This is a genomic window from Providencia sp. PROV119, assembly GCF_028482435.1.
GTDB lineage: Bacteria > Pseudomonadota > Gammaproteobacteria > Enterobacterales > Enterobacteriaceae > Providencia > Providencia stuartii.
This window is the reverse complement of sequence record NZ_JAMPQL010000007.1, coordinates 159,005-184,969: the sequence shown is the minus strand read 5'-3', so window position 1 is coordinate 184,969 and position 25,965 is coordinate 159,005. Positions and strand designations below refer to the sequence as shown.

General features: G+C 39.6%; 27 protein-coding genes, 1 tRNA gene and 1 pseudogene. 9 read left to right on the top strand and 20 right to left on the bottom strand.

Features of this window, described 5'->3' with window-relative positions; all coding sequences use genetic code 11:
* Window positions 1-117 precede the first annotated feature (117 nt).
* Complete coding sequence (locus PSF11_RS08685) at window positions 118-450, top strand: hypothetical protein (RefSeq protein WP_004922279.1); 333 nt, start codon at window positions 118-120, stop codon at window positions 448-450.
* A 168-nt stretch (window positions 451-618) separates the two neighbouring features.
* Here PSF11_RS08685 and lpxL read toward each other — a convergent pair whose 3' ends face one another.
* The 3 genes from lpxL to PSF11_RS08670 form a co-directional block, all read right to left on the bottom strand.
* The gene (gene lpxL / locus PSF11_RS08680) at window positions 619-1,542 is read right to left on the bottom strand and encodes an LpxL/LpxP family Kdo(2)-lipid IV(A) lauroyl/palmitoleoyl acyltransferase (protein ID WP_004922282.1); all 924 of its coding nucleotides are present in this window, start codon (window positions 1,540-1,542) and stop codon (window positions 619-621) included.
* Between the two features lie 277 nt (window positions 1,543-1,819).
* Window positions 1,820-2,140: a hypothetical protein gene (locus PSF11_RS08675; protein WP_004922284.1), complete on the bottom strand. Its 321-nt coding sequence runs from the start codon at window positions 2,138-2,140 to the stop codon at window positions 1,820-1,822.
* Window positions 2,141-2,488: a hypothetical protein gene (locus PSF11_RS08670; protein ID WP_004922288.1), complete on the bottom strand. Its 348-nt coding sequence runs from the start codon at window positions 2,486-2,488 to the stop codon at window positions 2,141-2,143.
* A 742-nt stretch (window positions 2,489-3,230) separates the two neighbouring features.
* Between PSF11_RS08670 and PSF11_RS21300 the strand changes: the two genes are divergently transcribed.
* Window positions 3,231-3,347, top strand: coding sequence for a putative zinc ribbon protein (locus PSF11_RS21300; protein WP_115113469.1), 117 nt, complete (start codon window positions 3,231-3,233; stop codon window positions 3,345-3,347).
* Window positions 3,348-3,374: 27 nt separating this feature from the next.
* On the opposite strand, the gene arsC is transcribed toward PSF11_RS21300, so the two are convergent.
* The 7 genes and pseudogenes from arsC to PSF11_RS08635 form a co-directional block, all read right to left on the bottom strand.
* Window positions 3,375-3,800 carry a glutaredoxin-dependent arsenate reductase gene (arsC, locus tag PSF11_RS08665; protein WP_014656469.1) on the bottom strand — a complete coding sequence of 142 codons (426 nt, stop codon included), beginning with the start codon at window positions 3,798-3,800 and terminating at the stop codon, window positions 3,375-3,377.
* Window positions 3,801-3,810: 10 nt separating this feature from the next.
* Window positions 3,811-5,100, bottom strand: a complete 1,290-nt coding sequence (locus PSF11_RS08660) for an arsenic transporter (protein ID WP_004922295.1) — start codon at window positions 5,098-5,100, stop codon at window positions 3,811-3,813.
* Window positions 5,101-5,155: 55 nt separating this feature from the next.
* Window positions 5,156-6,907, bottom strand: coding sequence for an arsenical pump-driving ATPase (gene arsA, locus PSF11_RS08655; protein ID WP_042116859.1), 1,752 nt, complete (start codon window positions 6,905-6,907; stop codon window positions 5,156-5,158).
* Between the two features lie 13 nt (window positions 6,908-6,920).
* Window positions 6,921-7,286 (bottom strand): arsenite efflux transporter metallochaperone ArsD, encoded by a 366-nt coding sequence (gene arsD / locus PSF11_RS08650; RefSeq protein WP_004922301.1) that lies wholly within the window; start codon window positions 7,284-7,286, stop codon window positions 6,921-6,923.
* Between the two features lie 47 nt (window positions 7,287-7,333).
* Window positions 7,334-7,669: a metalloregulator ArsR/SmtB family transcription factor gene (locus PSF11_RS08645; RefSeq protein WP_004922304.1), complete on the bottom strand. Its 336-nt coding sequence runs from the start codon at window positions 7,667-7,669 to the stop codon at window positions 7,334-7,336.
* A gap of 127 nt (window positions 7,670-7,796) precedes the next feature.
* Window positions 7,797-7,962: pseudogene (locus PSF11_RS08640) on the bottom strand (integrase core domain-containing protein); the annotation flags it as partial.
* A 60-nt stretch (window positions 7,963-8,022) separates the two neighbouring features.
* Window positions 8,023-8,099 (bottom strand) — tRNA-Arg (locus PSF11_RS08635).
* 188 nt (window positions 8,100-8,287) lie between these two features.
* Here PSF11_RS08635 and folD point away from each other — a divergent pair.
* Window positions 8,288-9,145, top strand: a complete 858-nt coding sequence (folD, locus tag PSF11_RS08630) for a bifunctional methylenetetrahydrofolate dehydrogenase/methenyltetrahydrofolate cyclohydrolase FolD (RefSeq protein WP_004922311.1) — start codon at window positions 8,288-8,290, stop codon at window positions 9,143-9,145.
* A gap of 17 nt (window positions 9,146-9,162) precedes the next feature.
* Complete coding sequence (ybcJ, locus tag PSF11_RS08625) at window positions 9,163-9,375, top strand: ribosome-associated protein YbcJ (protein WP_014656527.1); 213 nt, start codon at window positions 9,163-9,165, stop codon at window positions 9,373-9,375.
* Between the two features lie 464 nt (window positions 9,376-9,839).
* On the opposite strand, the gene PSF11_RS08620 is transcribed toward ybcJ, so the two are convergent.
* The 9 genes from PSF11_RS08620 to cysS all read right to left on the bottom strand — a co-directional run bounded on the left by PSF11_RS08620 (window position 9,840) and on the right by cysS (window position 19,744).
* Window positions 9,840-10,925 (bottom strand): hypothetical protein, encoded by a 1,086-nt coding sequence (locus tag PSF11_RS08620; RefSeq protein ID WP_230088449.1) that lies wholly within the window; start codon window positions 10,923-10,925, stop codon window positions 9,840-9,842.
* Between the two features lie 82 nt (window positions 10,926-11,007).
* Window positions 11,008-13,608, bottom strand: a complete 2,601-nt coding sequence (locus PSF11_RS08615; RefSeq protein WP_014656528.1) for a fimbria/pilus outer membrane usher protein — start codon at window positions 13,606-13,608, stop codon at window positions 11,008-11,010.
* A gap of 96 nt (window positions 13,609-13,704) precedes the next feature.
* A complete protein-coding gene (locus PSF11_RS08610) occupies window positions 13,705-14,436 on the bottom strand; it encodes a fimbrial biogenesis chaperone (RefSeq protein WP_042116748.1) in 732 nt (243 codons plus the stop codon).
* Complete coding sequence (locus PSF11_RS08605; RefSeq protein WP_072502451.1) at window positions 14,436-15,164, bottom strand: fimbrial biogenesis chaperone; 729 nt, start codon at window positions 15,162-15,164, stop codon at window positions 14,436-14,438. Before PSF11_RS08605 ends, PSF11_RS08610 begins: the two co-directional genes overlap by 1 nt.
* 5 nt (window positions 15,165-15,169) lie before the next feature.
* Window positions 15,170-15,766, bottom strand: a complete 597-nt coding sequence (locus PSF11_RS08600; RefSeq protein ID WP_014656531.1) for a fimbrial protein — start codon at window positions 15,764-15,766, stop codon at window positions 15,170-15,172.
* A gap of 16 nt (window positions 15,767-15,782) precedes the next feature.
* Window positions 15,783-16,334 (bottom strand): fimbrial protein, encoded by a 552-nt coding sequence (locus PSF11_RS08595; RefSeq protein WP_004922332.1) that lies wholly within the window; start codon window positions 16,332-16,334, stop codon window positions 15,783-15,785.
* A complete protein-coding gene (locus PSF11_RS08590; RefSeq protein ID WP_014656532.1) occupies window positions 16,318-17,043 on the bottom strand; it encodes a fimbrial biogenesis chaperone in 726 nt (241 codons plus the stop codon). Before PSF11_RS08590 ends, PSF11_RS08595 begins: the two co-directional genes overlap by 17 nt.
* Before the next feature lie 70 nt (window positions 17,044-17,113).
* A complete protein-coding gene (locus PSF11_RS08585) occupies window positions 17,114-17,629 on the bottom strand; it encodes a fimbrial protein (RefSeq protein WP_014656533.1) in 516 nt (171 codons plus the stop codon).
* Window positions 17,630-18,355: 726 nt separating this feature from the next.
* Window positions 18,356-19,744 (bottom strand): cysteine--tRNA ligase, encoded by a 1,389-nt coding sequence (gene cysS, locus PSF11_RS08580; RefSeq protein ID WP_036943984.1) that lies wholly within the window; start codon window positions 19,742-19,744, stop codon window positions 18,356-18,358.
* Between the two features lie 409 nt (window positions 19,745-20,153).
* Here cysS and ppiB point away from each other — a divergent pair, with 409 nt between their 5' ends.
* From ppiB to PSF11_RS08555, 5 genes are all read left to right on the top strand, one after another.
* The gene (gene ppiB, locus PSF11_RS08575) at window positions 20,154-20,648 is read left to right on the top strand and encodes a peptidylprolyl isomerase B (protein ID WP_004922346.1); all 495 of its coding nucleotides are present in this window, start codon (window positions 20,154-20,156) and stop codon (window positions 20,646-20,648) included.
* A gap of 14 nt (window positions 20,649-20,662) precedes the next feature.
* Window positions 20,663-21,412: a UDP-2,3-diacylglucosamine diphosphatase gene (locus tag PSF11_RS08570; protein ID WP_036941271.1), complete on the top strand. Its 750-nt coding sequence runs from the start codon at window positions 20,663-20,665 to the stop codon at window positions 21,410-21,412.
* A gap of 128 nt (window positions 21,413-21,540) precedes the next feature.
* On the top strand, window positions 21,541-22,056 hold the full coding sequence (purE, locus tag PSF11_RS08565) for a 5-(carboxyamino)imidazole ribonucleotide mutase (protein ID WP_004922352.1): 516 nt from the start codon (window positions 21,541-21,543) through the stop codon (window positions 22,054-22,056).
* Window positions 22,056-23,138 (top strand): 5-(carboxyamino)imidazole ribonucleotide synthase, encoded by a 1,083-nt coding sequence (purK, locus tag PSF11_RS08560; RefSeq protein ID WP_072502452.1) that lies wholly within the window; start codon window positions 22,056-22,058, stop codon window positions 23,136-23,138. Before purE ends, purK begins: the two co-directional genes overlap by 1 nt.
* Window positions 23,139-23,240: 102 nt before the next feature.
* Window positions 23,241-24,491, top strand: a complete 1,251-nt coding sequence (locus PSF11_RS08555; protein ID WP_014656536.1) for an MFS transporter — start codon at window positions 23,241-23,243, stop codon at window positions 24,489-24,491.
* A 90-nt stretch (window positions 24,492-24,581) separates the two neighbouring features.
* On the opposite strand, the gene PSF11_RS08550 is transcribed toward PSF11_RS08555, so the two are convergent.
* Window positions 24,582-25,946: an esterase-like activity of phytase family protein gene (locus tag PSF11_RS08550; RefSeq protein ID WP_072502453.1), complete on the bottom strand. Its 1,365-nt coding sequence runs from the start codon at window positions 25,944-25,946 to the stop codon at window positions 24,582-24,584.
* Window positions 25,947-25,965: the final 19 nt, after the last annotated feature.

The following is a 25,965-nucleotide window of genomic DNA, read 5'->3' as shown; positions in this document are numbered from 1 at the left end:
AAGCAAAGGCTCTGCTTGAGCATGCCAATCTCAGTTAACTCTTATTTAAAATATTACCCCTCTTTTTTATTATCTGACTTATCTCTTACATTGGATTCTTACAAGCAAGGTACGAATATGGGCGTTTCTATTTATTATTCCGCAACAAAAAAGACTCCTTTCAATTTTGAAGAAAAAAATACGTTTGAAACCATGGTAAATCAGTTGAATCAAGCCTTTCCATACAAAGAAGATGCGGAGACTCTCTATTTTTATGAAGAGCCATCAGATCAATTCTTACTACAAGGTTCAACAAAATTACCACTTGATGATGAGTCCATTTTGCTCGAGTCTATCGATTATTGGTTAGATTGTCTTTCGCAATTAACTCTAGCGTTTTCGACAGCACAATGGAGTGTTAGCATCGAAGACTCAGAAGCTACATGGGTTGATGATCATTGGGAAATGTAATATTACGGGTAATCTAGAAATAGGATTATTTGCTATAATTAATTATTCCTATTCCCTCTCTTACCAATAAATACCCTTTATGTTTGAAGTACCAAATAATTAAAAAGACCCAACCAATGCGGGTCTTATATTATAGGGGGAATCCCCCTTATCTTGCGTCACCATTTTCTAAATATAGAGAGAAGGCTCCCCATCAGGACGAGTTTTAAACCTTCTATGCGCCCACAAGTACTGCTCTGGTGCTTTCATTATTTCTTTCTCTAGTACAGAGTTAATTGTCGCGGCATCATGTAGCGTATCGCTAGTTGGGTAATTGACTATTTCTTTCCCTAGCACCAAGTCATAACTAATACCATTACGGTTACGTAGCAGTGTGACAGTTAATGTTGGTGAGTGAGATAATTGAGCAAGCATTGATGTACCTTTTGACGTTGAAGTATTTTTGACTGAAAAAAACGGAGCAAATACAGTTCCCTTTCGACCAAAATCTTGGTCAGGTGCGAACCAAATGGCCTTGCCACTTTTTAATTCTTGAACCATAAATCTTAAATTTTTACGATCAATCATTCCTTTGCCAGAACGACATCGACCCTTTGTTTGAATATATTCCATTGCTTTGTTGTTATGTGGTCGATACATCGCATTTACAGGAAAGCATAGCCCCATAATTCTGCCACCTAACTCCAGCGACATAAAATGAACCCCAACGATAATTACCCCTTTATTTTTGGCAATAGCTTCTTGATAATTAGATATTCCTTTGACTTGAAAGAGCTTTTTAATTCTTTTATCACTCCAGAACCACGCTATTCCGGTTTCAAATAACGCAATACCTAGCGATCTCAAGTTTTCGATAACTAAATCGTCTATTTCTTTGCGGTTTTTATTTGGAAAACACAATTCTAAGTTTCTTTTTATAATGGAAACTCGTCTTTTAATAAAATACTTCGAATTAACCCCCAAAAATGCACCAAGCCGAACAAGCCATTTATAAGGGAGTTGAACCAATAAAAATAAAATAACAATTCCTAACCATGTTGTAGCGTATTTGGGATGGAGTAACTTTAGGGAAAACAGGTTTTTAGCGTACATATGTATCTCAACACTTCGTCTTTGCGATATGCAATGTAAGTTAGACAGTTATTCTTATTTTTAATTCAAAAATTTCATCAATCCGCCATCGTCTATTTACCCTTTGTTTTCAATAAGATAAATGATAGAGAAAAGATATCAATCACTTTGTAATGATTGATTTTATATATCACGCACCTAATGTGTATAAAAGTTTAAATCACCATTTAGCGAAGACATATCAAAAATAGTTAAAAACACTAACTCATCATACCCCTAATAATAGCTATGAGTCTTATCATCTATCAAATTTTCTGCCATTTGTTGATTTTAAATAGGCATATTCACTATAGGGAAGTCTGATAATAATATTATCTTTATCAATAGCGCTTCCTAACATTGTCATTCTACAGAGTAAATTAACCTTGCCGACTCTCTGCATACATAATCCGTCAGGACTTTCAAAAAAACGCATATCACCTTTCTTCCACATAACAACAGTGACACCATCCGGTATTGCGCCTATTGGCTGAACAGTAAAAATTGTCAGCTTATTATATGCAAATACAGATATTGCACTGATTAAAACAATAAATATTATTAGTATTTTCTTTATCATTTAACAGCCTATCATCTCGCCAGTATTTGTTATTGTGCACGTATTCCCTTCGCTATCAGATGTATGGCATCCAGAGCTGTCACACCAACTTTTTATCGAGTATTCATTGCCTTCACTATCAACTGAAAAGACTTCAGATGAACCATCCGCATAGTCTCTTGAGCCAGATGTTATTGAATATGAGTTACCTTCAGTATCATACGATTCAATAATATTATCGCCTTGTGCATTAGTACTCGATCTTGTACATGCTTGATAGGTACTATCACCTATACACTCCTCTGCCATTGCCGCTGTTGATATAAATGCCACAATAAGCGTATAGATTGTTTTATTTAGCAGCTTCATCCTGCCTCACCGATTAATTTTATTATTTAAAGGAATTGCACTGTTTTAATAAACTAGAAATCTCAATAAATATAATCTAATTATTAATCTTAAAATAGCGAAAAAAGAAGCCTGTGCAGCTTATTGGAAAGCACACAGGATAATCATTTATCATTTTTAGGCTACCTATACGGCAGTACACGTTATATCCTAAGTTTAGTTACTGTTCCTGTATTTCTAAGCTGCCTATACGGCAGTACACGCGCTACTCATGCACCAGTCGGGATTTACTAGTTTCTAAGCTGCCTATACGGCAGTACACACAGTGATTTACCAGTGGTGTCTTTTAATTCTTTTCTAAGCTGCCTATACGGCAGTACACTATAAACTATCAGGAAAAAACCTTCGTGCAACAATAAATTATGGCTAATTTGTGCAAAATACCTTATTTTTTAGAGGGTATCATAACACTTTGTTTTTAAACAGAATAAAATTTCAATAAAAATAGAAGGTAAAATAAGATAACTATCACGCATCTTCCCCCCCCTTCTTACATCAAAAGAGATAGAAAGAGCCTTATTAGAAGCTGCGGATAAAACAATCTCTTCAAAAGTAATAGTGACATTTTAACCTTCGCTTGATTAATCAACTTATTACAATAAGGGCCATTTTAATGTATCTATTAAAATGGCCCTTATTGTTAACTCATTCAACGTATAAACTTAATCAGTAATTTCATTCCGTTTTACCGATTTTAAAGGTTATGGATTGGTTTTGTGTACCGTGCCATGACGACTTTACAAATAATCAAAAATACTGCCTTACTTGCCATAAGGGCATTTGGTCTATTCCAACAAAGAATGTCGCTGATAAACATTAACCTACAACAATGATTTCAAAGCATCATTTACTTTATTCTGCACCCTTGTTTATCAACGACAACTTCACCATCTTCTTTGATAAATTCATTTTGTTGCTGATTAGGTAATATATCTAACACGACTTCAGAAGGCCGACACAACTTTACGCCTAGCGGAGTGACGACAATCGGCCTATTAATCAGTATCGGGTACTGCAACATAAAATCAATGAGTTGGTCATCTGTATAGCTATCTTGTTCTAAATTTAATTGTTCATAGGGTTCGACATTTTTTCGTAATAACGCCCTTACCGTGATTTTCATATCGGCAATAAGTTTTACTAACACATCTCTAGAGGGTGGTGTTTCTAGATAATGAATAATCGCCGGCTCAATACCACTATTGCGGATCATTGCAAGAGTATTGCGTGAAGTGCCACAATTTGGGTTGTGGTAGATGGTGATCTCATTCATTGGGTTATCCTTAATTTAACAATGAAAGTCGAAGCACTAAAGCAACGAGTGTGACAATGAGCACAGGGATCGTCATGATAATCCCTGTTTTAAAATAATATCCCCATGTAATGGTCATGTTCTTTTGTGATAACACATGTAACCACAACAATGTTGCTAAGCTACCAATTGGTGTAATTTTTGGACCTAAATCTGCGCCAATTACATTGGCATAAACCATTGCTTGCTGAATTACCCCTGACGCTTCACTCCCTTCAATGGATAGAGCACCAATTAATACCGTTGGCATGTTATTCATTATGGATGATAAAAATGCGGTAATAAATCCAGTTCCCAGAGTTGCTACCCATAACCCTTTATCGGCAAGGTAATTGAGCGTTTCAGAAAGATAATCGGTTAACCCTGCATTTCTTAAGCCATAAACCACCAAGTACATACCTAAAGAGAAAATGACGATTTGCCACGGTGCACCACGTAAGACTTTTTTGGTATTAATCGTATGGCCTCTGGCTGCAATCACCCAAAGAATTAAGGCGCCAATTGCAGCAATAGCGCTAACAGGAATACCTAATGGTTCTAAGACAAAGAAACCGATGAGCAACAGCACCAATACAAGCCAACCTGCTTTAAACGTTGTCATGTCCTTAATGGCTAAAGCAGGCTCACTCAATTTAGTCATATCATATTGCTTAGGAATATCTTTACGGAAAAACCAATGCAGCATCACTAACGTTGCAATAATCGCCGCGATATCCACTGGCACCATAATTGAGGCATATTCAGTAAATCCAATATTAAAGAAGTCCGCAGAAACAATATTCACGAGGTTTGAAACGATAAGCGGTAAGCTCGCTGTATCTGCAATAAAACCCGCCGCCATGACAAACGCTAACGTCGTGCCTTTGTTGAAACCAAGTGCAAGTAACATCGCAATCACAATGGGCGTTAATATCAATGCCGCACCATCATTGGCAAATAAGGCTGCAACAGTTGCACCAAGCAATACGATATAACTGAATAACAGCCTTCCTTTACCACCGCCCCACTTGGCAACATGTAATGCCGCCCATTCAAAGAAACCACTTTCATCTAAAAGTAGGCTAATAATAATCACTGCAACAAATGTCGCGGTGGCATTCCAAACAATGTTCCAAACAATCGGAATGTCTTGAAAACTGATCACACCAAAGATCAGTGCTAATACAGCCCCTACTGTAGCACTCCAGCCAATACCCAATCCTTTGGGCTGCCATATAACAAACGTAATCGTTAGAACAAAAATTAATGCGGCAATAAACATAACAACCTCGTTTAAAAGGTGCTTTCGTGCACCTTTTATTTTCTAAAAATAAAACTTATTCTGCGAGCTGACTTAATGCGGATATCCCCACAGGCTCAGTCTCAAGTAAAGGAACGATAGCAACACGTTTTGCTAACGTTGATGCCACCTTTTCAATCTGAACGACTTCCTGCTCTGCCCTTGAAAGTAACAATGGTGAGGTAGTTTCCGTGATAGATAGGCTATTATTAATTACCCACGCCCACGGATGTATATCTGCCCGTATTAAGTCATTCTGTAAGTTTTCCGCCTCAAGCACAGGCGTTGTTTCAGCGAGTGTCGTAATAATGACTTTGGTGCGTTCAGGATCTTGTAATTGCATCATAGGGGTCAAAAAGTGGCCTTTTTTGCCCATTTTCTTAGCAATTTCTTTATGATATGCCCCTGTTGCATCAAGAAGTAATAATGTATGTCCAGTCGGTGCAGTATCCATGACGACAAAACGTTTCCCTGCGTCTCTAATGATGCGAGAAAAGGCCTGAAACACAGCAATTTCTTCAGTACATGGAGAGCGCAAATCTTCCTCAAGTAATGCACGCCCCTCTGCATCTAAATCTTTCCCTTTTGTTTCTAAGACATAATTACGATAGCGTTCAGTTTCGGCGATGGGATCAATTCGGCTAACTTGAAGATTGGGTAAAACACCATCAAGTGTTGATTCAACATGAGCAGCAGGATCTGATGTAGTCAGATGCACATCAAGCCCTTTTTCTGCCAATTTAACCGCTATTGATGCTGCAATCGTTGTTTTCCCAACACCGCCTTTGCCCATTAACATAATCAGCCCATGTTGTTGCTGAGATATTTCCCCAACCAGTTCTGACAAGGAGGGTAAAGAAATAGGTTGTTTTGTCGGAGTAATGGTTGAAAATTGTGGCATGTCATTCGATAACAACTGCTTCAATGCATCGACACCAACCATATTGATATTTTGTAAATAAAGAATATCAATGGGTAACGAACGCAATGCCTCAGGCAGAGACTTTAATGCGGCTTGCTCTCGAGAGTAGAGTGCATGGGATAACTTATCATTTTCAGTCATCGCCGTTTCCGGGAAAACACCATTTATAATCAATTGTTGATTTTTGATACCCAGAGAAGACAATTCACTATAGGTTCTCGCAACCTCCCTCAAAGCGGCTGACTGAGGACGTGCAACCAATACTAACCTTGTTAGTGAGTTATCACTCAACGCTTGTACTGCCATGCTGTACTGCTCACGTTGTTTTTCAAGGCCAGACATTGGGCCTAAACATGTCGCACCGTCAGGATTGTCACTAATAAAATCACTCCACGCGCTCGGGAGTTGTAATAAACGGATGGTATGCCCCGTAGGTGCGGTATCAAAAATGATATGGTCAAATTGACGGGTAATTTCGGTATTGGTTAACAATCCAGTAAATTCATCGAAAGCCGCAATCTCTGTGGTACAGGCGCCTGATAGCTGCTCCGTAATGCTTTGAATTACCGCTTCAGGTAAACTTTCTTTGATTGGATTAATAATTTTATTTCGATATTCTTCGGCAGCAGCTTGAGGGTCTATTTCAATGGCAAATAGGTTTGGAACCAATGTTATTGGCTGAATATTGTTGCCAATCGATTGAGAAAATACCTGCCCAACATTAGAAGCCGGATCCGTACTCACCAGTAAGACTTTTTTCCCTTCCTCTGCCAACTTGATTGCTGTCGCACAGGAAATAGAAGTTTTACCCACCCCCCCTTTTCCAGTGAAAAATAAATAATTAGGTGTGCTGTCTAAAAAATTCATTTTATCGCCCCTGTTAACAACATGTTTTGTCATTACCGCAACACGACTTAACTGTCTCCACCTTCTCAATATTCAGGCGAATACCAAACCATCTTGCTAGCTCATGACGTTTAGGGTATCGACCTGTCAGCACAATCTCACCATCAAGAATAAAGAGTGGGAGTGATTCGGCGCCAGCGGTTTCCAGAAATGTTTTTACTTTTATGTTGTTAACAAATGCCATAGGCTCTTGCGCTAAATTAAAACGCTTTACATTCGCTCCTTGTTTTTTTAACCAATCTGCATCTGTTGCAAAGTCCACTAATGCTTGATCAACTTCTGTTCCACAAACGCCAGTGCTACAGCATAACGCGGGATCAAATACTTCGAGTTTTTTCATGTCTCAACCTCATATATGATTTTTCGAATATGTTAATTTAAAAAATTTTATATAGAACAGCGATTAGCAGACTCTTTTTTCTCTAAGCTTTTGAGTAAATCTGCGACTCTATTTTTCTCTGTGGCATAGGTGACATCAATGATACTTTTTACCCACGGTAGTAATGCCGGAGATAGCCGATAATGAACCCATTTCCCATGTTTTGAATCGAGTAGAAGACCCGCCTCTCTAAGCATTGCTAGATGTCGAGAGGTCTTCGGTTGCGATAAATTTAAGGCCGTATAGATATCACAGACACATAGCTCACCGGATGCTTTCAAAAGCAGCACGATATCGAGCCTTGTTTGGTCGCCTAAAATTTTAAACAGTTGTAATGGTTCCATATGTACCTCTTTAGCCTTTTCTTTAAATTATACCTAAAAAACACATACGTCAAATCGAATATGTTTTATTTATAAACCATTTGTTCCTTTTTGTACTAGTTGATAGAAAAGGTAAGAATCAATGATGATAATACCACGCTAACTCTCTAGCTTGGCTCAACGATTCAAATAAATAAACAAATCAAAAAATTACGACAAAACGAACCATTAAAACGCTCGATAAAGCCATTTTGCTGTAGCTTATCGGGTTGAATATGGCATAACGCTATCTGATTATTTTCACAGTAATTCAATTAATTCACTGAATTTTAGGCATAAAAAAAGACATCAGTTGATGTCCATTGACTTCGAAATGGTACGCCCTACAGGGTTCGAACCTGTGACCTACGGCTTAGAAGGCCGTTGCTCTATCCAGCTGAGCTAAGGGCGCATAAGAGAAATGCGGCAACCTATACGGTTGATGGCGTTGAATTATACGGTTGCTACGCGCTGAGTCAATGGCTTTTCTCTACTAAAATAACTATCTGCTCATTTTATGTTACAGATTGAACTGACATTGGCGCTAACTTCTGACAAAATAGGCACATCCCCAAGTCTCATATATGGATTAAGTCACAGATGTTAGCAAAAATTATTGATGGGAAAACGATTGCGCAGACAATTCGGCAGGAAGTTGCCCAAAAAGTCCAACAACGTATAGAACAGGGCAAACGCGCACCAGGCCTTGCTGTTATCTTAGTCGGTGCAAACCCGGCTTCACAAATTTATGTCGGCAGCAAACGCCGTGCATGTGAAGAAGTGGGTTTCCTATCTCGCTCTTATGATTTGCCTGATACAACAACTGAAGCAGAGCTTCTAAAACTGATCGATGATTTAAACCAAGATACTGAAATCGATGGCATCTTAGTTCAGTTACCTCTGCCGGCGGGCATCGATAACGTTAAAGTTATTGAGCGCATTCACCCAGATAAAGACGTTGATGGGTTTCACCCTTATAATGTCGGCCGTTTATGCCAACGCGCACCACGTCTACGCCCATGCACACCAAGAGGGATTGTTACCCTGCTCGACCGCTACGGTATTAACACCTATGGGCTAAATGCCGTTATCATTGGTGCATCTAATATTGTTGGTCGCCCTATGAGCTTGGAGCTGCTACTTGCTGGCTGTACAACCACCGTGACTCACCGTTTTACAAAAGATCTTGAGCAACACGTTCGCAATGCCGATCTTTTAGTTGTTGCAGTAGGAAAACCGAATTTTATTCCGGGTGAATGGGTTAAACCGGGTGCTATCGTGATTGATGTTGGCATCAACCGCCTTGAAAATGGTAAAGTCACCGGTGATGTAGACTTTGATGAGGCCTCCAAATATGCCTCTTGGATCACCCCTGTACCAGGTGGTGTTGGCCCGATGACGGTAGCCACACTGATCCAAAATACATTGCAAGCGTGCGAAGAGTATCACGATATTTAATGAAATCAGGAGCTGTCATGGATATTTTCAGGCTTGAAGGCCACCCACACATAGAACTGTGTGATTTGCTCAAAATAGAAGGATGGGCAGAAAGCGGGGCAATGGCTAAGGCCATGATCGCTGAAGGCTTAGTGCAAGTTGATGGCGTAATAGAAACTCGCAAGCGTTGCAAAATCGCGGCAGGAAAAGTAGTTTCTATGGGCGACCAAAAAATCAAAGTTCAAGACTAAATACCAACAAGTAAGCTGATGTGCAGATCAGCTTACTTTTACCGCCATTTTCTCTATTAACATACTTTTCTCTCTCACTTACCACCGAGTCGGCTCATCTCAATCTCATCTTAAAATGAAGGCGAGTAAGCTATACCCCACCAACGAGCTATAACTGAATAACTTATCTGTGACCGACATCCGAATTAGGAGAAATATTTGCACTCTATTCCAATAAACTATTCTTCCTAAACTAGATGATTAATTTAAGAAATTAATAGCCCAAGAATTATTTAGTCTCGAAATGTGATAATAACCGCCTATACCTATATTGCCTTTCTGCTGCACTGTGTGCCATTATCGAAAAGCAAGTTTGTAAGAGGTGCAACAACCACACCTAATAGCAACTCCTACTTGATTATGATAACAATTAATATACTTCTGTTTTCCCCCTTCAATGGGGGACTTTTTTATCTTACTTATTTTTATTTGAAAATTATATCAAGCTGCGCTGCGCCGGTTGCTTTCCCTGGTTTTTCCGTCTTATTAGGACATAGCGACCACACCAGCGGCTGAGATTGTGAAGAGCTTGCGGTTTGTGCGCCTATTTGCATGAAATTTAACCCTTGGTTATTGACGGAAAAAGGGATACTTGAAGTCCTATCCACGCAGCCTACTGCATCTGCTGCCGCATTACTGCCAATATAGCCGCGCACTAATCCCCCGATTGTGCCATCACTATAGTGTAAGCTAATTGCATGATTTCCGACGGCAGTTGATGGGGCAACAGGCTGCCCTGAAATAGCAATTTGGAAAGCTCGCCCATCATTAGCACCACAATTCACACTAATTGAAGATGTTGGATTGATAACGGGAAGCCCTTTTCTCGTATCAAATGAGACTTCTGTCGGCGTTGAAATGGAACAAGGTGGATAACTGACCGTCACTGTTCCGCTCGGAAAAATTAGATGGGAGACCAAATCACCCGATGAAGCTGATTTTATAAGATAAAGACTCGGTAACGTATAAGAGCCAGGCTTTGCATTATTACCAACATATAAAAATAACTCCCCTCGTATTGATGCCTTATTATTTTTCCTATTCGTATTCCATTGATGCTGAGTTGCTTCAGGCCAAGCAGAGCCACACCACATGGTCGACGCATTTTGTACTGGTGACGGTGTATAATTACCGTAGTTATCCCACGCCCCTTTTACAGTAACATCATGAAAAGGTCCTGATGTGCTCGCACCTGCTCCAACCGACGCAACCCCTGTTGCATTTGTACTACGAAAACCAATAATTATGTCCTGATCTACCCTATAACCTTTCATTTTACCCACCGTCATTTCATACGAGCTTGGTAAGCAATCAACCTTAGAAGAAGATGTATTAATACCAAAACCATCGGCCCTAATCGCGCTAGATGAATTTACGGCACTAATTTTTGTTAGGGTTATTTCGGCGTTCACATTACCAAGTGAAATAATCTCTTGGCCAGGCATCGCATTAAAATTTGCAGCCAACGCGACTGGATGGATAAAACCAAAGGCAATGACTGTGCTAGTCATATATTTATTAAACACTGAACTCATCATGGTTTTATATTTAAAATAATAATATTTCATGGTCAGGCAAATACCTTAATCTATTTTATAATTTCACAGGGGTACATGTATAAGTTACTTGGCGTATTGGTTGGTCTGCCTCTAACTCGATATTGGCTAAATCGAAGCGAACTTCACATTGTTTTTCTGTAGACTCCCCCCATTTAACCAATAATTTTCCTTTTTCAGGTAATCCTGTTAAATAAACCAGCCCTGAATCACCAACGATGCTGCTATAACTATCTGACGTATTTTGTAAGCTAGCTATCGCACCAAACGGCACATTGACATTATTCTTAATCAACGTCATTAACACTTGATACCCTCGTTTTGTCGCAAATTTAACCGGAACAACTGCGCCCTTACTCGGATAAATATTGATATTTGTTTGAGCAACATCGACATCATCAGGTAATGTTGTTGGGTCGATACTGATACTATTTCTCTTATAGTCAGAAAGATAAGGAGCTATACCATAACCTCGCCAATCAGAGTAAGAGGAACCATTATTAATACTGACATTCGGTGCATCCGGTAAATAAACTAATGCGACTGATTCCCCCATATTTTTTGTCAGTGTAAGTCCGCCGGAATGGAGCAGCATGCCGCCATTTGCGTTCATATTAAATGTCTTCATCTGGCTACTATAACTATACCCCGCGGTAATACTTCCCTTACTTCCTTGATAACCAGCATTAATATTACTGCTATTAGCGCCATCTTTATTTTCCCAACTTTGAGAAGCGCTATAGGTAAAATCACCATCCATCAAACTACCATTTATCCCAGTTTGAATTTGCGATTTACCATTGTTATCGCGTGTATAGTAGCTAGTAGAATAAATAGACTGTAAGGAATCTGAATAACCAAATACACTAAATGGAATACTTATGTTAAAGGAAATTTGTCTATTCTCAGGCCAATTTCCGTTATCATCTTTAACCCTATCAATAGTAAAGTTACTGCCATAAGTTATCCCTTTATAGCTATTACTGTAGCCAATCGAACCTCCAGTTTGGGTTCTAGAGCTTCCCCAATAATCATCACGCGTAGCTCGAAGGTAAATTGTTCCCCATTCTCCCATACGCTGGCTGACTTGAGTTTGGAAACTACTACGCCGTCTTTGCATTGACCACGGGTAAACCCCGTCTTCAAGCTGATAACCTTCAGAGTTAAATTCACTAAAATTATAATAGTTACGTGTTGAATAACGTAATGCGGTGAGATCTACGGAGGTTCCCGTATTCATCATACTTTTCGAGTAACGAAGGCGATAAGACTGCCCCGTTTTCCGTGAGTTGTGATTTAATTTTGCAGCAGAAGCCGTGATATCAAGAGAAATGGCACCTACGTTGCCTAGTGAAATACCCGTTCCTACGTTTGCAGCTTGGTAATCTTCAGCAGCTAATACACCACCATAAACTGTGGTGTCATAAGGTAACCCATAAACAGCCGTTCCTAATAAAAAATCGGCCTCGCGGGATTGATTCGTCACATTACCGTCATAACGTCCAACCGTAACTTCATATTTCCAGCCACCGGGCCTTAGCATGACAGGTAATGATGAGTAAGGCACAATGAACTTCCGTTCAGTACCATTTGCCTCAGTGATAGTGACATCATAGTCACCTGAAAGCCCTGCTTCTTGAATATCATTGATGTAAAAAGCACCTGGAGCGACATAGGTTTCATAGATAATATTCCCATTTTGGCGAACGGTTACCCTTGCATTACTATTCGCAACCCCTTCTATGGGTGGAGCATAGCCCCGTAGCTGGCTTGGTAGCATCTCTTCGCTAGAACTCAATTTTATACCGCGAAAAGGAACACTATCAAAAACATCACTCCCCGTATTATTTTCACCAACTAACAGCACAGAGCGCAGTGGGAATAATTCGCGGTATAAATATGTATTCGTAAAACGGGTATAGTGCTGGTTATTATCTTGGTTATCACCACCATCCGTTTTTATTTGGCTATGGGTGATCGTGCTCCGTAAACGCCATGCCCCCGCGTTCAAACCAGCTCTTACTGTTGCAAAGAAGTTATCGGTTTTTCTATCTGAGCTATACCGTGAACTATTTTCAGTATGCCCATAACTTAAATTATAATTCGCAATAAGTGCCGGGATCCCATAATCCAATAAGTCAGGATCGAGTACCTCAGTATGGCTCGATTTCATTGCTATCTGCGGAATACTGATTTCAAGTTCTAGAATAGAAATATCAAAATGTGTTGATGCATCTGGGATCAAAGCCGGCAAATTATCAATCGGGTAATCTAACGGCAAATCCTTTGTTGTAGGAAGTTGCTTAATATTAACGCCATGTTTTTCTAGTAGCTCAGGTGTTAATACTGGAGAAACAACGCCTTGTTTATTTTCCTTAAATGTAATTGGAAGTTGCCCAATACCGACCTTATTAATATAAACAGAAACGAGATATTCACCCGGAGCAATACTCCCTTTTTTAGAATACACGGATAAATCAACTTGATCGGTTTCTCCCATTGCTTGTAAAAAAGCAGGATCAAAATAATCTTCTGCGGTAGCGGAGTGAATGCTTAACATCAAGCACAACGCAATAGGATGCCATGTAAACTTAGCTGGACTTACGCAAGCAGGTAGTGTGTGCTTATTTCTATTCATATTTATATCCATTGACTTATCAATAGCAAAATTAAGCCTAAAGCAGTAAGTGCTCTTTTTTACTTATATTCATTTCAATAACGAGTTCTGAAATAATTACAATAAACGCGTATATTGCTGTGTTACTCCACCATCTTGGTCAATTAAACTCCATTCAAGCTCACCTTTAATATTCTCAGGTAATGGATACCGCTGTTGCCCCATAGGTGGAACCATTTCAAATAGAGATAAAGAGTCAACATCTTGATTGCCCACTTTTATTGAATAAAAAGTGACATAATAAGGTGTTGGATTTTTAACAATCAAAGAGTCCTTATCACGAGAAAAAACTAATTTTTTTGATATTTCATCAGTACCATATTTGGGTAAACCACTTGGGCGATAAAAAAGTTTTAAATGATTCTGTGTCGCAATAATCATTTGTGACTTTCCTGTATGGCCTGTTTCTTTTTTCTGATTAGGTATCGCCTTAATGTTAAGAATAAATAGTGACTCACGATCTTGCGGCATTTTATGATTAATTGATTTAATCATTAATACGACCGCGTCTTTTTCATTTATTTTTTCTAATGGCGGCAAAACAATAAAATCAGGCTTATTAAGTCCATCATCATTTGGGTTTACAACTTGAGATTGCAATAAATAAGCCATATTACTGTAATTAGTCACTTTAAAGGGTACACCTTTTTTCGCAGACTCTGGATAAATGACCCTTGTCGATTGCATGGCAATGCCATCATGCTTCACCATATTTTGCCCATAAGATGAAAGAGAAAATAACCAGAAGCAATGAAAAATAAACAAAGTAAACCATGATGAGCGTCTCATTATTTTTTCTCCGTATGACTCATTAAATAATGATACTCTCGGCTTTCTCCACCAAAATCATTAACAACTCGCCAAGTTACCTCTTTAGCATTTTGGTTGATGTGATATTTTATTTCCGAAAACGGTGCAACCATCATTCCATTATTTTGATTATCAATTTGTTGTCCATTCACCTTTAACGAAGAAAAGGTCTGAAAATAGGCTGTTGGGTTATTTACAACTAAAACATTTACTTTTTGTTGAAAAGTGAGTTGTGATGCTGACGAATTTACACCCTTGATAATACTTTCAGGGCGATAAAATAGTTTAATCACCATTTGTAAACCAAAAGAAACTTGTGAGTAATTATCACTCTCCTCACTTAATCCTTCCTTAGGTATACTCGGTATTGCTAAAAAGCTTAAATAGAAAACCGATTCCCTATCTTTAGGTAGATGCTTTATCTGATTAGGAACAATCACTACCGTATTTTGACTTTGTGGCTCCATTCTAAATAATGGTGGATTTACTAAAAAGGGAGCCTTTTCTAAGCTATCAGGTGAAATAAGTGCATTAACTTTAATTAAATAGGTATTATTGCTACGATTTTGAATCGTTGCTTTTGTGTTTTTATCGGTCTCTAAAAAGATCACACGCGTTTGATTCAATAACACACCGCCATCCGCAATAGCGCTATTAAATAGAGAACTAAGCAATAATGTTAATAAAGCTAAGAAATATTTCATCATCGTTTTCAGTCATAAAGAAATTGAAAAGTTACGGTGCTGTGTAATTTCCCAGCTTGTAATTCGCCACTACAATTCCCGCATGAAATTGTTGCCGTAAATGGTATTTTGGTTTTATTCAATATTGATAATGGACTTTCTGCCACCCAATTAGCATTAATTAATCCTGTTTCGGCTACATTAGTATTTTTCTTGAAATAAGTATTTCCTTCAGTACTAAGTAAAAAACCATACCCTTTAGTAGTTGAGCTTGCTGAGTTCACATATAGATGACGCCCACCAAGGGTTTTGCTTTCCCCCGTAACTTTAATTTTCGGCGTATAGTGTGTTAACCCTTTACTATCACAATCAATAAAGTCTAAGGTAAATTTTTCTTGTTTAGCTGTACCATTTTTAACCTGAGAGGTCGAAATATTAGCGCCATTATTAAACGCAATAACTGGATGACTAACGCTAATTTCACATGTGCCTTGAAAGTATTCAGCTGAAAAATTTATTTGAACTGGTGCAGCCTTTGCTAAGGGTAAATAACTCAATGTCAGTATCATCAAGCTAATTTGCGTCACCCGCTTTAATTTCTTATACAATGTAAAAAAATTCTGCACAGTGGCCCCTTACTTTTCACTGAAAAAGAACGGTAAATGTAATATTGGCTTTTAAAAAATCAGGGGTAACTGTGTTATCCACGCTTACAAGCCCAATCCCAAAATACTCGGTACTTGAAAATTGGTTCGATGAATTTAGCGGTGTTAAAGCCACCTGTTTTCCTTGATTTTCTAGCGCGTCACCATTATAGAAATCATTTAATCCAAGCTCTTTTTTACCATGCTGGATCATAAACCCTGTGCCATTAGGCGTACTGTCTAAAAAAACTTGATTATTACCGCTATAAGGCGTTATGCCTTTTAATGTTAATAACGGTGTGGTATTTCCCCCTTCACAGGTCACTTTTGCTGAAATAGGTTGAATTTCAACTGTTGTTTTTGCTGTTGGGAAACTAGCAACCGAATAAGGCTTAAAATGTAGCGCCTTATCTGATAATTCAATGGAACAACTACCATCGACTAAGGAAGCCGACAGATCAACTTCTGCAGTACCTACCGCATATAATTGGCCAATGTTAGTTAGCATCAGCACAAAAAAGATCGAGGAAGACTTATTGAACCCAACCATCGAATTGATCCTTTCCGCCAAAGTCATTGATTGCGCTCCACTGTACTTTGCCTTTTTGGTGAATATCTTGATACAGCATGTCACTAAAAGGCGAAATCATGGTATTACCTAATTTAGGCTCCAGCTTAGCGAGCTTATTGCCCACTTTGATTTCACTGAGCGTAATATAATAAGGTGTCGGATTGGTCACCTTTAAGCCATTATTTTGCAAAGAGAACTTCAATAAGCCCATTGCCTCTTTTTGGCTGACAGAAAACTGAACAGGTCTATAGAATAATTTTATTGTGTTTCCCGTTGCGATTTGCAATGAGCCTGCTAATTTGGGGGTAGAGTTATTATCTAACCTATCCGTTGCAGGTAACGCTATTGCTCTAAAATAAAAAATAGACTCACGATCTTTAGGTAAGTCATTTTTAACTTTTAGAATTTTAACTTGATTCAAGTCACTCGGTTCTAAACGGAACATTGAAGGTGTGGTGATAAAATTATTTTGCGCTATTTGCCCCTGTACATCACGGTAAATTTGCGTACGAACTAAATAAGGAGTATTCGAATTATCTTCACTTTTGATAGTAATATTAGCCCCTACATTATCCTGACTTTCATTATAAATTATACGAGTTCCATGCAGCACGATCCCCGCCATTGCTGAAGTTGTACTCAGTAATAATAATATGGTTCCGATAACTCTAAATACTTTTACTATCATTTCCCTATCCTAATAATTCACCTTAAACGATAAAATGAAGCGCAGGGCTCTGCGCTTCAAATATTATTAATTACTCAGATGCGTAAGAAATAATAATTGGCGCTGAATAGGCACCAACAGCAGGCGAGGCATCCGTTGTACCCATACCAACTTTGAAGGTATACGTTATTGGTGCAGTATCAGAAACAGTCACAGGAATTGCTTTGTTTGCAACAACTTGATCGGTTTTACCCTCTTCTTGCAGCATAAAGCCAACGGTTGAACTTTCACCAATGAAGATATTTTTTGCAGTATTTGAAGTAGCCGTTGTGCCTTGTACATACAGTGCACCTTTATCGGATGCCTTGTCACACGCATCTAATTGTACGACAAGTGGAGTATCACCGTTTTGTACATTTGGACTAAAGGTATCTTGAGCAAATTTACCTACATAAAATACTGAATTACCACCATTAGCAGTCACATTACAAGTTACCGCCGTAATTACACCATTAAGTGTAATATTGTCACTATTACTACCAGCAACAGCACCTAGGCTGACACCGGTAAATAACATCGCTGTAATTAACTTAGTTTTAAAAGCCATGATATACCTCATGAACAAGTAGTGATTAATAGAGCCTAAATAGACCCCACAACAAATACAAAATAAAGAAATAAAAAATCAATTTAAAACAAGAATAGGAGTTTATTCCTACTCATCAGAATAATAGATAAAAATAAAAGTATGTAAATACCTACAATTTTAATAATTGAAAAATATCACGTCATTATATTATTTTTACCTTTATATAAATCTAAGTTTTTATTTAAAATAATATAGTAAAAACACTTAAAGCGAAAAAACAAGCAACAAAATCCATAACGATTAAATATTAAACTCAAAATTAGAATATAAATTTATATTAGATTCCATTGGTAGTTTTTTATTTCAATTAGGTGTTAATACTTATTACCATTAGATGACAATAACTGTTATTTATTAAAAAAGTTAAAAATAATTAATTATTATAAAATACAACTTATTCAAAATACACTTATTATGATAGTCGTAAAAAGGCCAGTCTTGCGTTTACTCCCAAAATAACGCTGTTTTTTTCTATCTCTATTTTATAAATATAAAGATAATTAATATGTGATACCGCATAAAGTTTAATTCAGCTAATCTATTAAGCTGAATCGATAAAAATTTGACTTATTGCGCTAATAATAGGGCTAGCTGTTGAATATCGATAGATATAATAAAACCCGTTAAAATGATTGAGTGCTATCTACTCAAATTTTAACGGGTTGATTTTAAATAAAGATAAGACTATTTACGGCGCCAAGTTGTTCCTTGAGCACCATCTTCTAATACAATTCCCATTGCCGTCAGTTCATCACGGGCTGCATCAGCCAATGCCCACTCTTTATTTTTACGAGCATCATTACGCTGTTTAATTAACGCTTCAATTTTAGCCACTTCTTCGTCGCCTTCACCTTGAGCATTACCTTGCAAAAAGGCTTCCGGGTCTTGCTCAAGTAAACCAAGCACACCCGCTAATTTACGTAACTCAGAGGCCAATTCATTGGCTGCAACCTTATTTTCTGACTTCAGTCGGTTGATTTCACGCGCCATATCAAACAGTACGGAATAAGCTTCAGGTGTATTGAAGTCATCATTCATGGCATCTTCAAAACGTTTTTTAAAGACTTCACCACCCGCTGGGGCGACTGATTTATCAGTACCACGTAAGGCAGTATATAAACGTTCTAAGGCTGTACGTGCTTGTTTCAAATTCTCTTCAGTGTAATTAAGTTGGCTACGATAATGACCAGATAGCAAGAAATAGCGCACTGTTTCAGGGTCGTAATACTCAAGCACATCACGGATAGTAAAGAAATTATTCAGTGACTTAGACATTTTTTCACGATCAACCATCACCATTCCTGAGTGCATCCAATAATTCACATAAGGACCATCGTGAGCACAAGATGATTGCGCAATTTCGTTTTCATGATGTGGGAACATCAAATCCGAACCACCGCCGTGAATATCAAAATGGTTACCCAATGCTTTGCTATTCATCGCGGAACATTCAATGTGCCAACCTGGGCGACCTAACCCCCATGGTGATTCCCAGCTAGGCTCGCCTTCTTTTGACATTTTCCAAAGAACGAAGTCCATCGGATTACGTTTTGAATCAGCAACTTCAACGCGTGCCCCAGCTTGCAGCTGCTCTAGGTCTTGACGAGACAATTGACCATAATTTTTATCCGTTTTGACTTCAAACATCACGTCACCGTTATCTGCCACATAAGCGTGACCTCGTTTAATAAGCAGATCGGTGATTTCGATAATTTCATCAATATGCTGGGTGGCTCGCGGCTCACTGTCTGGGCGTAAAATATTTAATGCATCAAAATCTTTATGCATCTCAGCTAACATCCGTGTTGTCAGCGAATCGACGGTTTCATTATTTTCAGCCGCACGTTTGATAATTTTATCGTCAATATCTGTTACATTACGCACATAATTCAGGTCATATCCCAAATAGCGCAAGTAGCGGCTAATCGCATCGAAAGCGACGAAGGTTCGACCATGACCAATATGACACAAGTCATAAATGGTGATACCACACACGTACATCCCTATTTTCCCTGGATGAATGGGTTTAAACTCTTCTTTTTGACGACTCAGTGTATTAAAAATCTGTAGCATCTGAACTATTCCGTTTAATGTGTACGTGTTTTTCCTTACTGGCTTACCTTGATTCAAGCCGCAACACAAACGGCGACTGCCTTTAACGCTAGCCATACATATTGCCTATGCCTAGCCGACTAGTCTGTTGCCGCCCTGTTACACCTTGAATTATTTAGCGTATTACTCGCTCAAGCTATAAGGGGTATCTCAATAATAAGGTATCAACCTGTTAAATAGAGTGATATTGAAACCTGAACATTGCAATAATGCAAGGTTTAACCATAGTGTTTACCTGTCTATTTTTATCACTCGCTGCTTTTACAAACCAGACTGTGACTTCAAGTCAGGTTTCATCTGTGATATAAACTTTCTGACAACAACGCCTTCATAAGAAGGCGCAATAAAACAATTATTCAGGATAGCTATTATGGTTACTTTTCATACCAATCACGGTGATATTGTTATTAAGACTTTTGACGATAAAGCCCCTGTTACTGTCGAAAACTTTTTAAGCTATTGCCGTGAAGGTTTTTACAATAATACCATTTTCCATCGAGTCATTGACGGTTTCATGATCCAAGGCGGTGGCTTTGAGCCAGGCATGAAACAAAAAGCAACAAAAGCACAAATCAAAAACGAAGCTAACAATGGCTTAAAAAATACGCGTGGTACTCTTGCTATGGCACGTACCAACGATCCTCACTCAGCGACAGCACAGTTCTTCATTAACGTTGTTGACAACGACTTCCTTAACTTCCGTTCAGAACGTCCTGAAGGCTGGGGCTATTGTGTCTTTGCTGAAGTTGTAGAAGGCATGGACGTTGTTGACAAAATCAAAGGCGTTGCAACAGGAAACAGCGGTTTCCACCAAGACGTTCCTCGCGAAGATGTTGTGATCGAAAAAGTGACTGTTAGCGAATAATTCGACTCAACAATATGTCCACTTATATCATTGCAGATTTGCATTTGAGTGAAGATGAACCGGCGATCACCGCCGGTTTTATGAATTTTATTCATCAGCAAGCAATTCATGCCGATAGCCTCTATATACTCGGTGATTTTTTCAATTACTGGATTGGTGATGACGATAAAACCCCACTCCACCAGCAAGTCGCCAATGCCCTAACAATGCTCACTGAGCGAGGCATTCCCTGCTACTTTATCCATGGTAATCGAGACTTTTTACTTGGGAAACGTTATGCCAAACAATGTGGTATGACTATACTCAACCAAGAAACATTACTGGAGCTTTATGGTAAACGCGTACTCATTTTACACGGTGATACACTGTGTATTGATGATCAGGCTTATCAAAATTACCGTAAAAAAGTGCATACGCCTTGGATCCAACGCCTATTTTTAGCCCTACCGCTGTTTATTCGCCGACGGATAGCAGAAAAAATGCGCCAAAACAGCCAATACGCCAGCAGTATGAAGGCCGAATCAATCATGGATGTCAACCCACAAGCGGTGATTAACGCCTTAACAAATTACCAAGCTGATTGGATGATCCATGGGCATACACATCGTCCTGCTATTCATGAAGTGAAGGTTGGTGATAAGTGCTGCTATCGTGGTGTATTGGGAGCATGGCACCATGAAGGCTCCGCATTTGTGATTAACGAACAAGGTATCGAACTTATTTTTTTCCCTTTCGAGCCTGAGACACACTCGACTCGCTCTTAAACCCCCAGTCTGTTTGCTGACATTTTAACCACGCAAACGTTTTCCTTACCCTTTTACCATGATATGATCGAGGTAATTTATTTTTCCCACCTCACGGTGAAAGTTTATTAACCACAGGATCACATCAAATGACTGCCCAAGTATCTGCACAATCTGCGGCTAAAATCGCCATTGTTATGGGTTCTAAAAGTGACTGGTCAACTATGCAACATGCGGCGGATGTTTTAACTGAGCTGCAAGTGCCCTTTCACGTTGAAATCGTCTCAGCACACCGTACGCCTGATAAATTATTCTCCTTTGCTGAAAAAGCAAAAGCAAATGGCTTTGATGTGATCATTGCTGGTGCAGGTGGCGCGGCACATTTGCCGGGGATGCTAGCTGCGAAAACATTGGTTCCTGTATTAGGTGTTCCTGTACAAAGTGCGGCTTTAAGCGGTGTCGATAGTCTCTATTCTATTGTGCAAATGCCAAAAGGTATTCCTGTTGGCACATTAGCAATTGGCAAAGCTGGAGCAGCAAATGCGGCATTATTGGCAGCGCAAATTTTAGCAAACACTGACACAGCCTTATTGACACGCCTATCGGCTTGGCGCGAAAGTCAAACTAATGACGTGTTGAACAACCCAGACCCTCGGGAGGCGTAATGAAACCTGTTTGTGTCCTTGGTAATGGTCAATTAGGAAGAATGTTACGCCAAGCAGGTGAACCACTTGGTATCGCGGTGTTTCCTGTTGGTTTAGATGCCGAGCCAGAAGCCGTTCCCTATCAACAAAGTGTCATTACTGCAGAAATTGAGCGCTGGCCTGAGACACCACTGACCAAAGAATTGGCTCGCCATAATGCATTTATTAATCGCGATATTTTCCCTCGCCTAGCTGACAGGTTTCCCCAAAAAAGTCTATTTGATTCATTGGGCCTAGCAACCGCTCCTTGGGCCTGTCTTGAATCCAAAGATCAATGGCCTGAGTTATTCTCAACGCTTGGCGATTTTTTGATAGTTAAACGTAGGACTGGTGGCTATGATGGGCGCGGTCAATGGCGTGTTCGCCCTGGTGATGAAACCAGCTTGCCCGATGAAATCTACGGGGAGTGCATTGTCGAACAAGGTATCCCTTTTGATGCCGAAGTTTCAGTCATTGGCGCGCGTAACCGCGCTGGTGAGAGTGTGTTTTATCCGATTACCCATAACCTACATCAAGAAGGGATTTTACGTACCAGCGTAGCATTTCCGAAGGCAGATAACTCACAACAAAAACAAGCACAATCCATGTTGAGTGCAGTAATGAATGAGTTAGATTATGTTGGCGTGATGGCAATGGAATGCTTTGTGGTTGGTGATAAGTTACTCATCAATGAGCTTGCTCCTCGCGTGCATAATAGCGGCCATTGGACTCAAAATGGCGCCTCCATTAGCCAATTTGAGCTACATTTGAGGGCTATTTTAGATTTACCAATGCCATCACCTGAAGTGTTTAGTCCATCCGTTATGGTTAATTTGATTGGTACTGATGTCAACTCACACTGGCTCAGACTACCACTCGTACACTTACACTGGTATGAAAAAGAAGTACGCCCAGCCCGCAAGGTTGGTCATTTAAATCTCACGCATAATGCTCCGTCAAAGCTTGCTGATACATTAGACGCACTCGTCGATATGTTACCAAATGAGTACAAAAGTGGCATTGAATGGGCAAAAGCAAAATTAAACTGGTACTATGCCCAATAAACAGGGAAAATAGCGCGATACGATGCCCGATATTTTCGGGCATTTTGCGTTTATATCGCTGTCTTTTTTGTGCAAAAAACAGGCAGAGTGACCGGAGTTGACATGGTAGCCTCAAATTCCCCGTTGTTTAGCCCACTTTATCAGTGGAGTATCCTCATTTTGTTAGGGATGGTCTATTTTTTAGCCACCGCGACAACCTTTACCTCGTTAGGTGTTGTTCTCCCCAGTATGATTGAGGAACTGCAATGGAGTTGGACAGAGGCAGGGTTTGGTTTCACGTTATTGGGGTTGACTTGTGGTTTAGCCAGTTTTCTTCCGTCTGTCCTGATCCGTAAAATCGGCGTTCGCCTCACCCTTTTACTCGGTGCTCTCGTCTTTATCGCGGGGTTTTATAGCCTCTATTCGACCGAAACCATCAGTCGCTATTTTCTCGGTACTGCCCTGATAGGTATAGGCTTTACTCTACTCGCGACCGTTCCGGGAACCTATGTTCTTTCTCGCCTATTTGAAAAACAGTCTCTCGCTTTTGGCCTCTATTTTACCATCGGGGGATTAGGGGGCGTCGCGGGGCCTTGGATCTATTTCTATGCGTCAAACCAGTTAGGGTCATGGCGTATGCACTGGGTACTCTGTGCGCTTTATCTCGGTATTGTCACACTGCTGACTATTTTGGTCTTACGCGAAGGTCAACGCGAACGTGAACACGCTAAAAGCGTGGTACAAAAACAGGTCAGTGATGTTAGCAAACCTATTTATCGCACCAAAGAAGTTTGGACAGTACGCCGTGCGCTACGTACTTGGCAATTCTATTTAATCGCAGCAACCTATACCTCATTTTTATGGTGCGGTATTACAGTAAACAGTTTTGCCGTCGCTCATATTGAAGAGCGTGGTTTTGGGATCACCGTAGCCGTTTCATTACTCAGTACCATGGCATTTGTGAACGCATTTTCACGCTTTATTGGCGGTGCGGCGGGCGAATGGTTGGAACCGAAAAAACTGTTAATTGGTAGTTTGATTATTATGATCATTGGGGTTATTTCTCTCAGTATCGCCACCTCTTGGTTATGGTTAATACTGTTTGTGCTCTGTGTTGGTATCGGCTATGGCATGACTTTCTTAGCATCTAGCGTATTATTATCGAACTATTTTGGCAGAGGCCCCTATTTAGAGTTATTTTCTGTCGTTAATTTGCTATCGACCCTCGCTTGCTTAGCCCCCTTTATTGCTGGTGCTATTAAAGATTATACGCACAGTTTCACGCCGGCATTTCTTATTATTGTGGCTCCCGTTATTGTGGTGCTAATGTTTACATTAATGATGAAGCCGCCTGAGTTATCCGCTAAAAAATAATGGTGGCGGTAAAAATCACGATGTTTACAATTGGCGATAAATAAAAAAGCTCGGGCTACTCCCCGAGCAAAATCAATATAGACAAGGAAATTAAGGATTTAACAACGCAGGCACTTTCAATAAAATAAATTCGTTATCATCCGCTTGGTTCGGTTCGCGACTGGATGAGAATGGATAATTATTATCGTTGCCAACAATGATGTGTTCACCGTCGACAACATCCACATTTTCAATTGTAAAGAATGGGAAGGTAAATACGCCATTATTCAATGGTTTCTTCGCGACGCCTTCAGGATCTTTAATATTCATTAAGTCTACATAGGCTTGCTTATTAACTGGCTTACCTTGGTTTTTATCGGAAAATTCAACCCGATAAACTCGCTTAAATTTAGCTAAATGACTAAAGCAATGTTGGGTATCCGCAGCCCCCTCTGCACAAGCTTTATCGGCAGTTCCCTCGCCATTATCACGTTCAATAATCAAGCCATGAGTATCGTCAATCATATTAAAATCACCGATGGCATTTTGATTATCTTCAAAAACATATAACCAGCTACGCCCCGTCCATTGTTGTTTTTTCACATCAAATTCAAGAATGCGTGCAGCCCGTTTCCCTTCTACGCTCTCATAATCTTGTTTTTCGCTATCCCACAATGCGCCTTCGAGCATTGGATAGAGTTTGCTACCATCTGGCGATGAGGCCATCCCCTCAAAACCTTTTGAACGGTTCACTTGAAAGCTGACGCTATCGCTTGGCTTAGCCGGTGTTGTCACTTGATAATGATCTGGTGACACGACCTTTTTCCCATCAACGTACGTTTCAAAGAGAGCAAGCACCTTGCCATTCAGATCCATCTTAATCAAATACGGGCCAAACTCCTCTCCAACCCATAATGCGCCATCGGCAAACTGGAAGCTTTCAGGGTCGAAATCACTTCCGGTTAAATAACGCTTATCCGTGCTTTCATTAATAATATGGAACGGAATGATTTTATCGGGATCATGAAAGAAAACCGTTTTTAATGGCGTTGCTTTTCCAGTTTTAAAGTCGATGTCGTATTGAGTTAAATACAGCATTGAATCAGGTGAGTTAACTTTATTGCCGTAGCCATTGTCAGTCAGTACCCAATAAGTGCCATCTGACATACGTTTGATGCCTGAGTGCCCTTGTAATGGCTGCCCTTTAATGGGAACATGCATGCCTGTCGGGCGATCGGCTGACTTCCCTTCAACGCTTCCCAATGTCTCAATACGACTTCCCGTCGTGTATTTACCACTGTTTTGTAAATCTTTCGCTGCATCCGTTGGGGCAGATATCGTCGAATTCACAGGTAACACCGCGTGCCCTGCTAATGTTGCTGAAACTTCTTGTTGTGCGTATCCCGTGGTAGAAAAAGTAATCAATGTCGCGAGTAATGATAAAGAGCGCAATTTTATGGTGCGGCGATGCTGCATTATTATATTCCTATCAAAT

Bases quoted from the DNA above. Each gene is read 5' to 3' on its own strand.
- PSF11_RS08685 (WP_004922279.1), top strand. From the start codon at position 118: ATGGGCGTTTCTATTTATTATTCCGCAACAAAAAAGACTCCTTTCAAT.
- lpxL (WP_004922282.1), bottom strand. From the start codon at position 1,542: ATGTACGCTAAAAACCTGTTTTCCCTAAAGTTACTCCATCCCAAATAC.
- PSF11_RS08675 (WP_004922284.1), bottom strand. From the start codon at position 2,140: ATGATAAAGAAAATACTAATAATATTTATTGTTTTAATCAGTGCAATA.
- PSF11_RS08670 (WP_004922288.1), bottom strand. From the start codon at position 2,488: ATGAAGCTGCTAAATAAAACAATCTATACGCTTATTGTGGCATTTATA.
- PSF11_RS21300 (WP_115113469.1), top strand. From the start codon at position 3,231: ATGGATTGGTTTTGTGTACCGTGCCATGACGACTTTACAAATAATCAA.
- arsC (WP_014656469.1), bottom strand. From the start codon at position 3,800: ATGAATGAGATCACCATCTACCACAACCCAAATTGTGGCACTTCACGC.
- PSF11_RS08660 (WP_004922295.1), bottom strand. From the start codon at position 5,100: ATGTTTATTGCCGCATTAATTTTTGTTCTAACGATTACGTTTGTTATA.
- arsA (WP_042116859.1), bottom strand. From the start codon at position 6,907: ATGAATTTTTTAGACAGCACACCTAATTATTTATTTTTCACTGGAAAA.
- arsD (WP_004922301.1), bottom strand. From the start codon at position 7,286: ATGAAAAAACTCGAAGTATTTGATCCCGCGTTATGCTGTAGCACTGGC.
- PSF11_RS08645 (WP_004922304.1), bottom strand. From the start codon at position 7,669: ATGGAACCATTACAACTGTTTAAAATTTTAGGCGACCAAACAAGGCTC.
- folD (WP_004922311.1), top strand. From the start codon at position 8,288: ATGTTAGCAAAAATTATTGATGGGAAAACGATTGCGCAGACAATTCGG.
- ybcJ (WP_014656527.1), top strand. From the start codon at position 9,163: ATGGATATTTTCAGGCTTGAAGGCCACCCACACATAGAACTGTGTGAT.
- PSF11_RS08620 (WP_230088449.1), bottom strand. From the start codon at position 10,925: ATGACTAGCACAGTCATTGCCTTTGGTTTTATCCATCCAGTCGCGTTG.
- PSF11_RS08615 (WP_014656528.1), bottom strand. From the start codon at position 13,608: ATGAATAGAAATAAGCACACACTACCTGCTTGCGTAAGTCCAGCTAAG.
- PSF11_RS08610 (WP_042116748.1), bottom strand. From the start codon at position 14,436: ATGAGACGCTCATCATGGTTTACTTTGTTTATTTTTCATTGCTTCTGG.
- PSF11_RS08605 (WP_072502451.1), bottom strand. From the start codon at position 15,164: ATGATGAAATATTTCTTAGCTTTATTAACATTATTGCTTAGTTCTCTA.
- PSF11_RS08595 (WP_004922332.1), bottom strand. From the start codon at position 16,334: ATGGTTGGGTTCAATAAGTCTTCCTCGATCTTTTTTGTGCTGATGCTA.
- PSF11_RS08590 (WP_014656532.1), bottom strand. From the start codon at position 17,043: ATGATAGTAAAAGTATTTAGAGTTATCGGAACCATATTATTATTACTG.
- PSF11_RS08585 (WP_014656533.1), bottom strand. From the start codon at position 17,629: ATGGCTTTTAAAACTAAGTTAATTACAGCGATGTTATTTACCGGTGTC.
- cysS (WP_036943984.1), bottom strand. From the start codon at position 19,744: ATGCTACAGATTTTTAATACACTGAGTCGTCAAAAAGAAGAGTTTAAA.
- ppiB (WP_004922346.1), top strand. From the start codon at position 20,154: ATGGTTACTTTTCATACCAATCACGGTGATATTGTTATTAAGACTTTT.
- PSF11_RS08570 (WP_036941271.1), top strand. From the start codon at position 20,663: ATGTCCACTTATATCATTGCAGATTTGCATTTGAGTGAAGATGAACCG.
- purE (WP_004922352.1), top strand. From the start codon at position 21,541: ATGACTGCCCAAGTATCTGCACAATCTGCGGCTAAAATCGCCATTGTT.
- purK (WP_072502452.1), top strand. From the start codon at position 22,056: ATGAAACCTGTTTGTGTCCTTGGTAATGGTCAATTAGGAAGAATGTTA.
- PSF11_RS08555 (WP_014656536.1), top strand. From the start codon at position 23,241: ATGGTAGCCTCAAATTCCCCGTTGTTTAGCCCACTTTATCAGTGGAGT.
- PSF11_RS08550 (WP_072502453.1), bottom strand. From the start codon at position 25,946: ATGCAGCATCGCCGCACCATAAAATTGCGCTCTTTATCATTACTCGCG.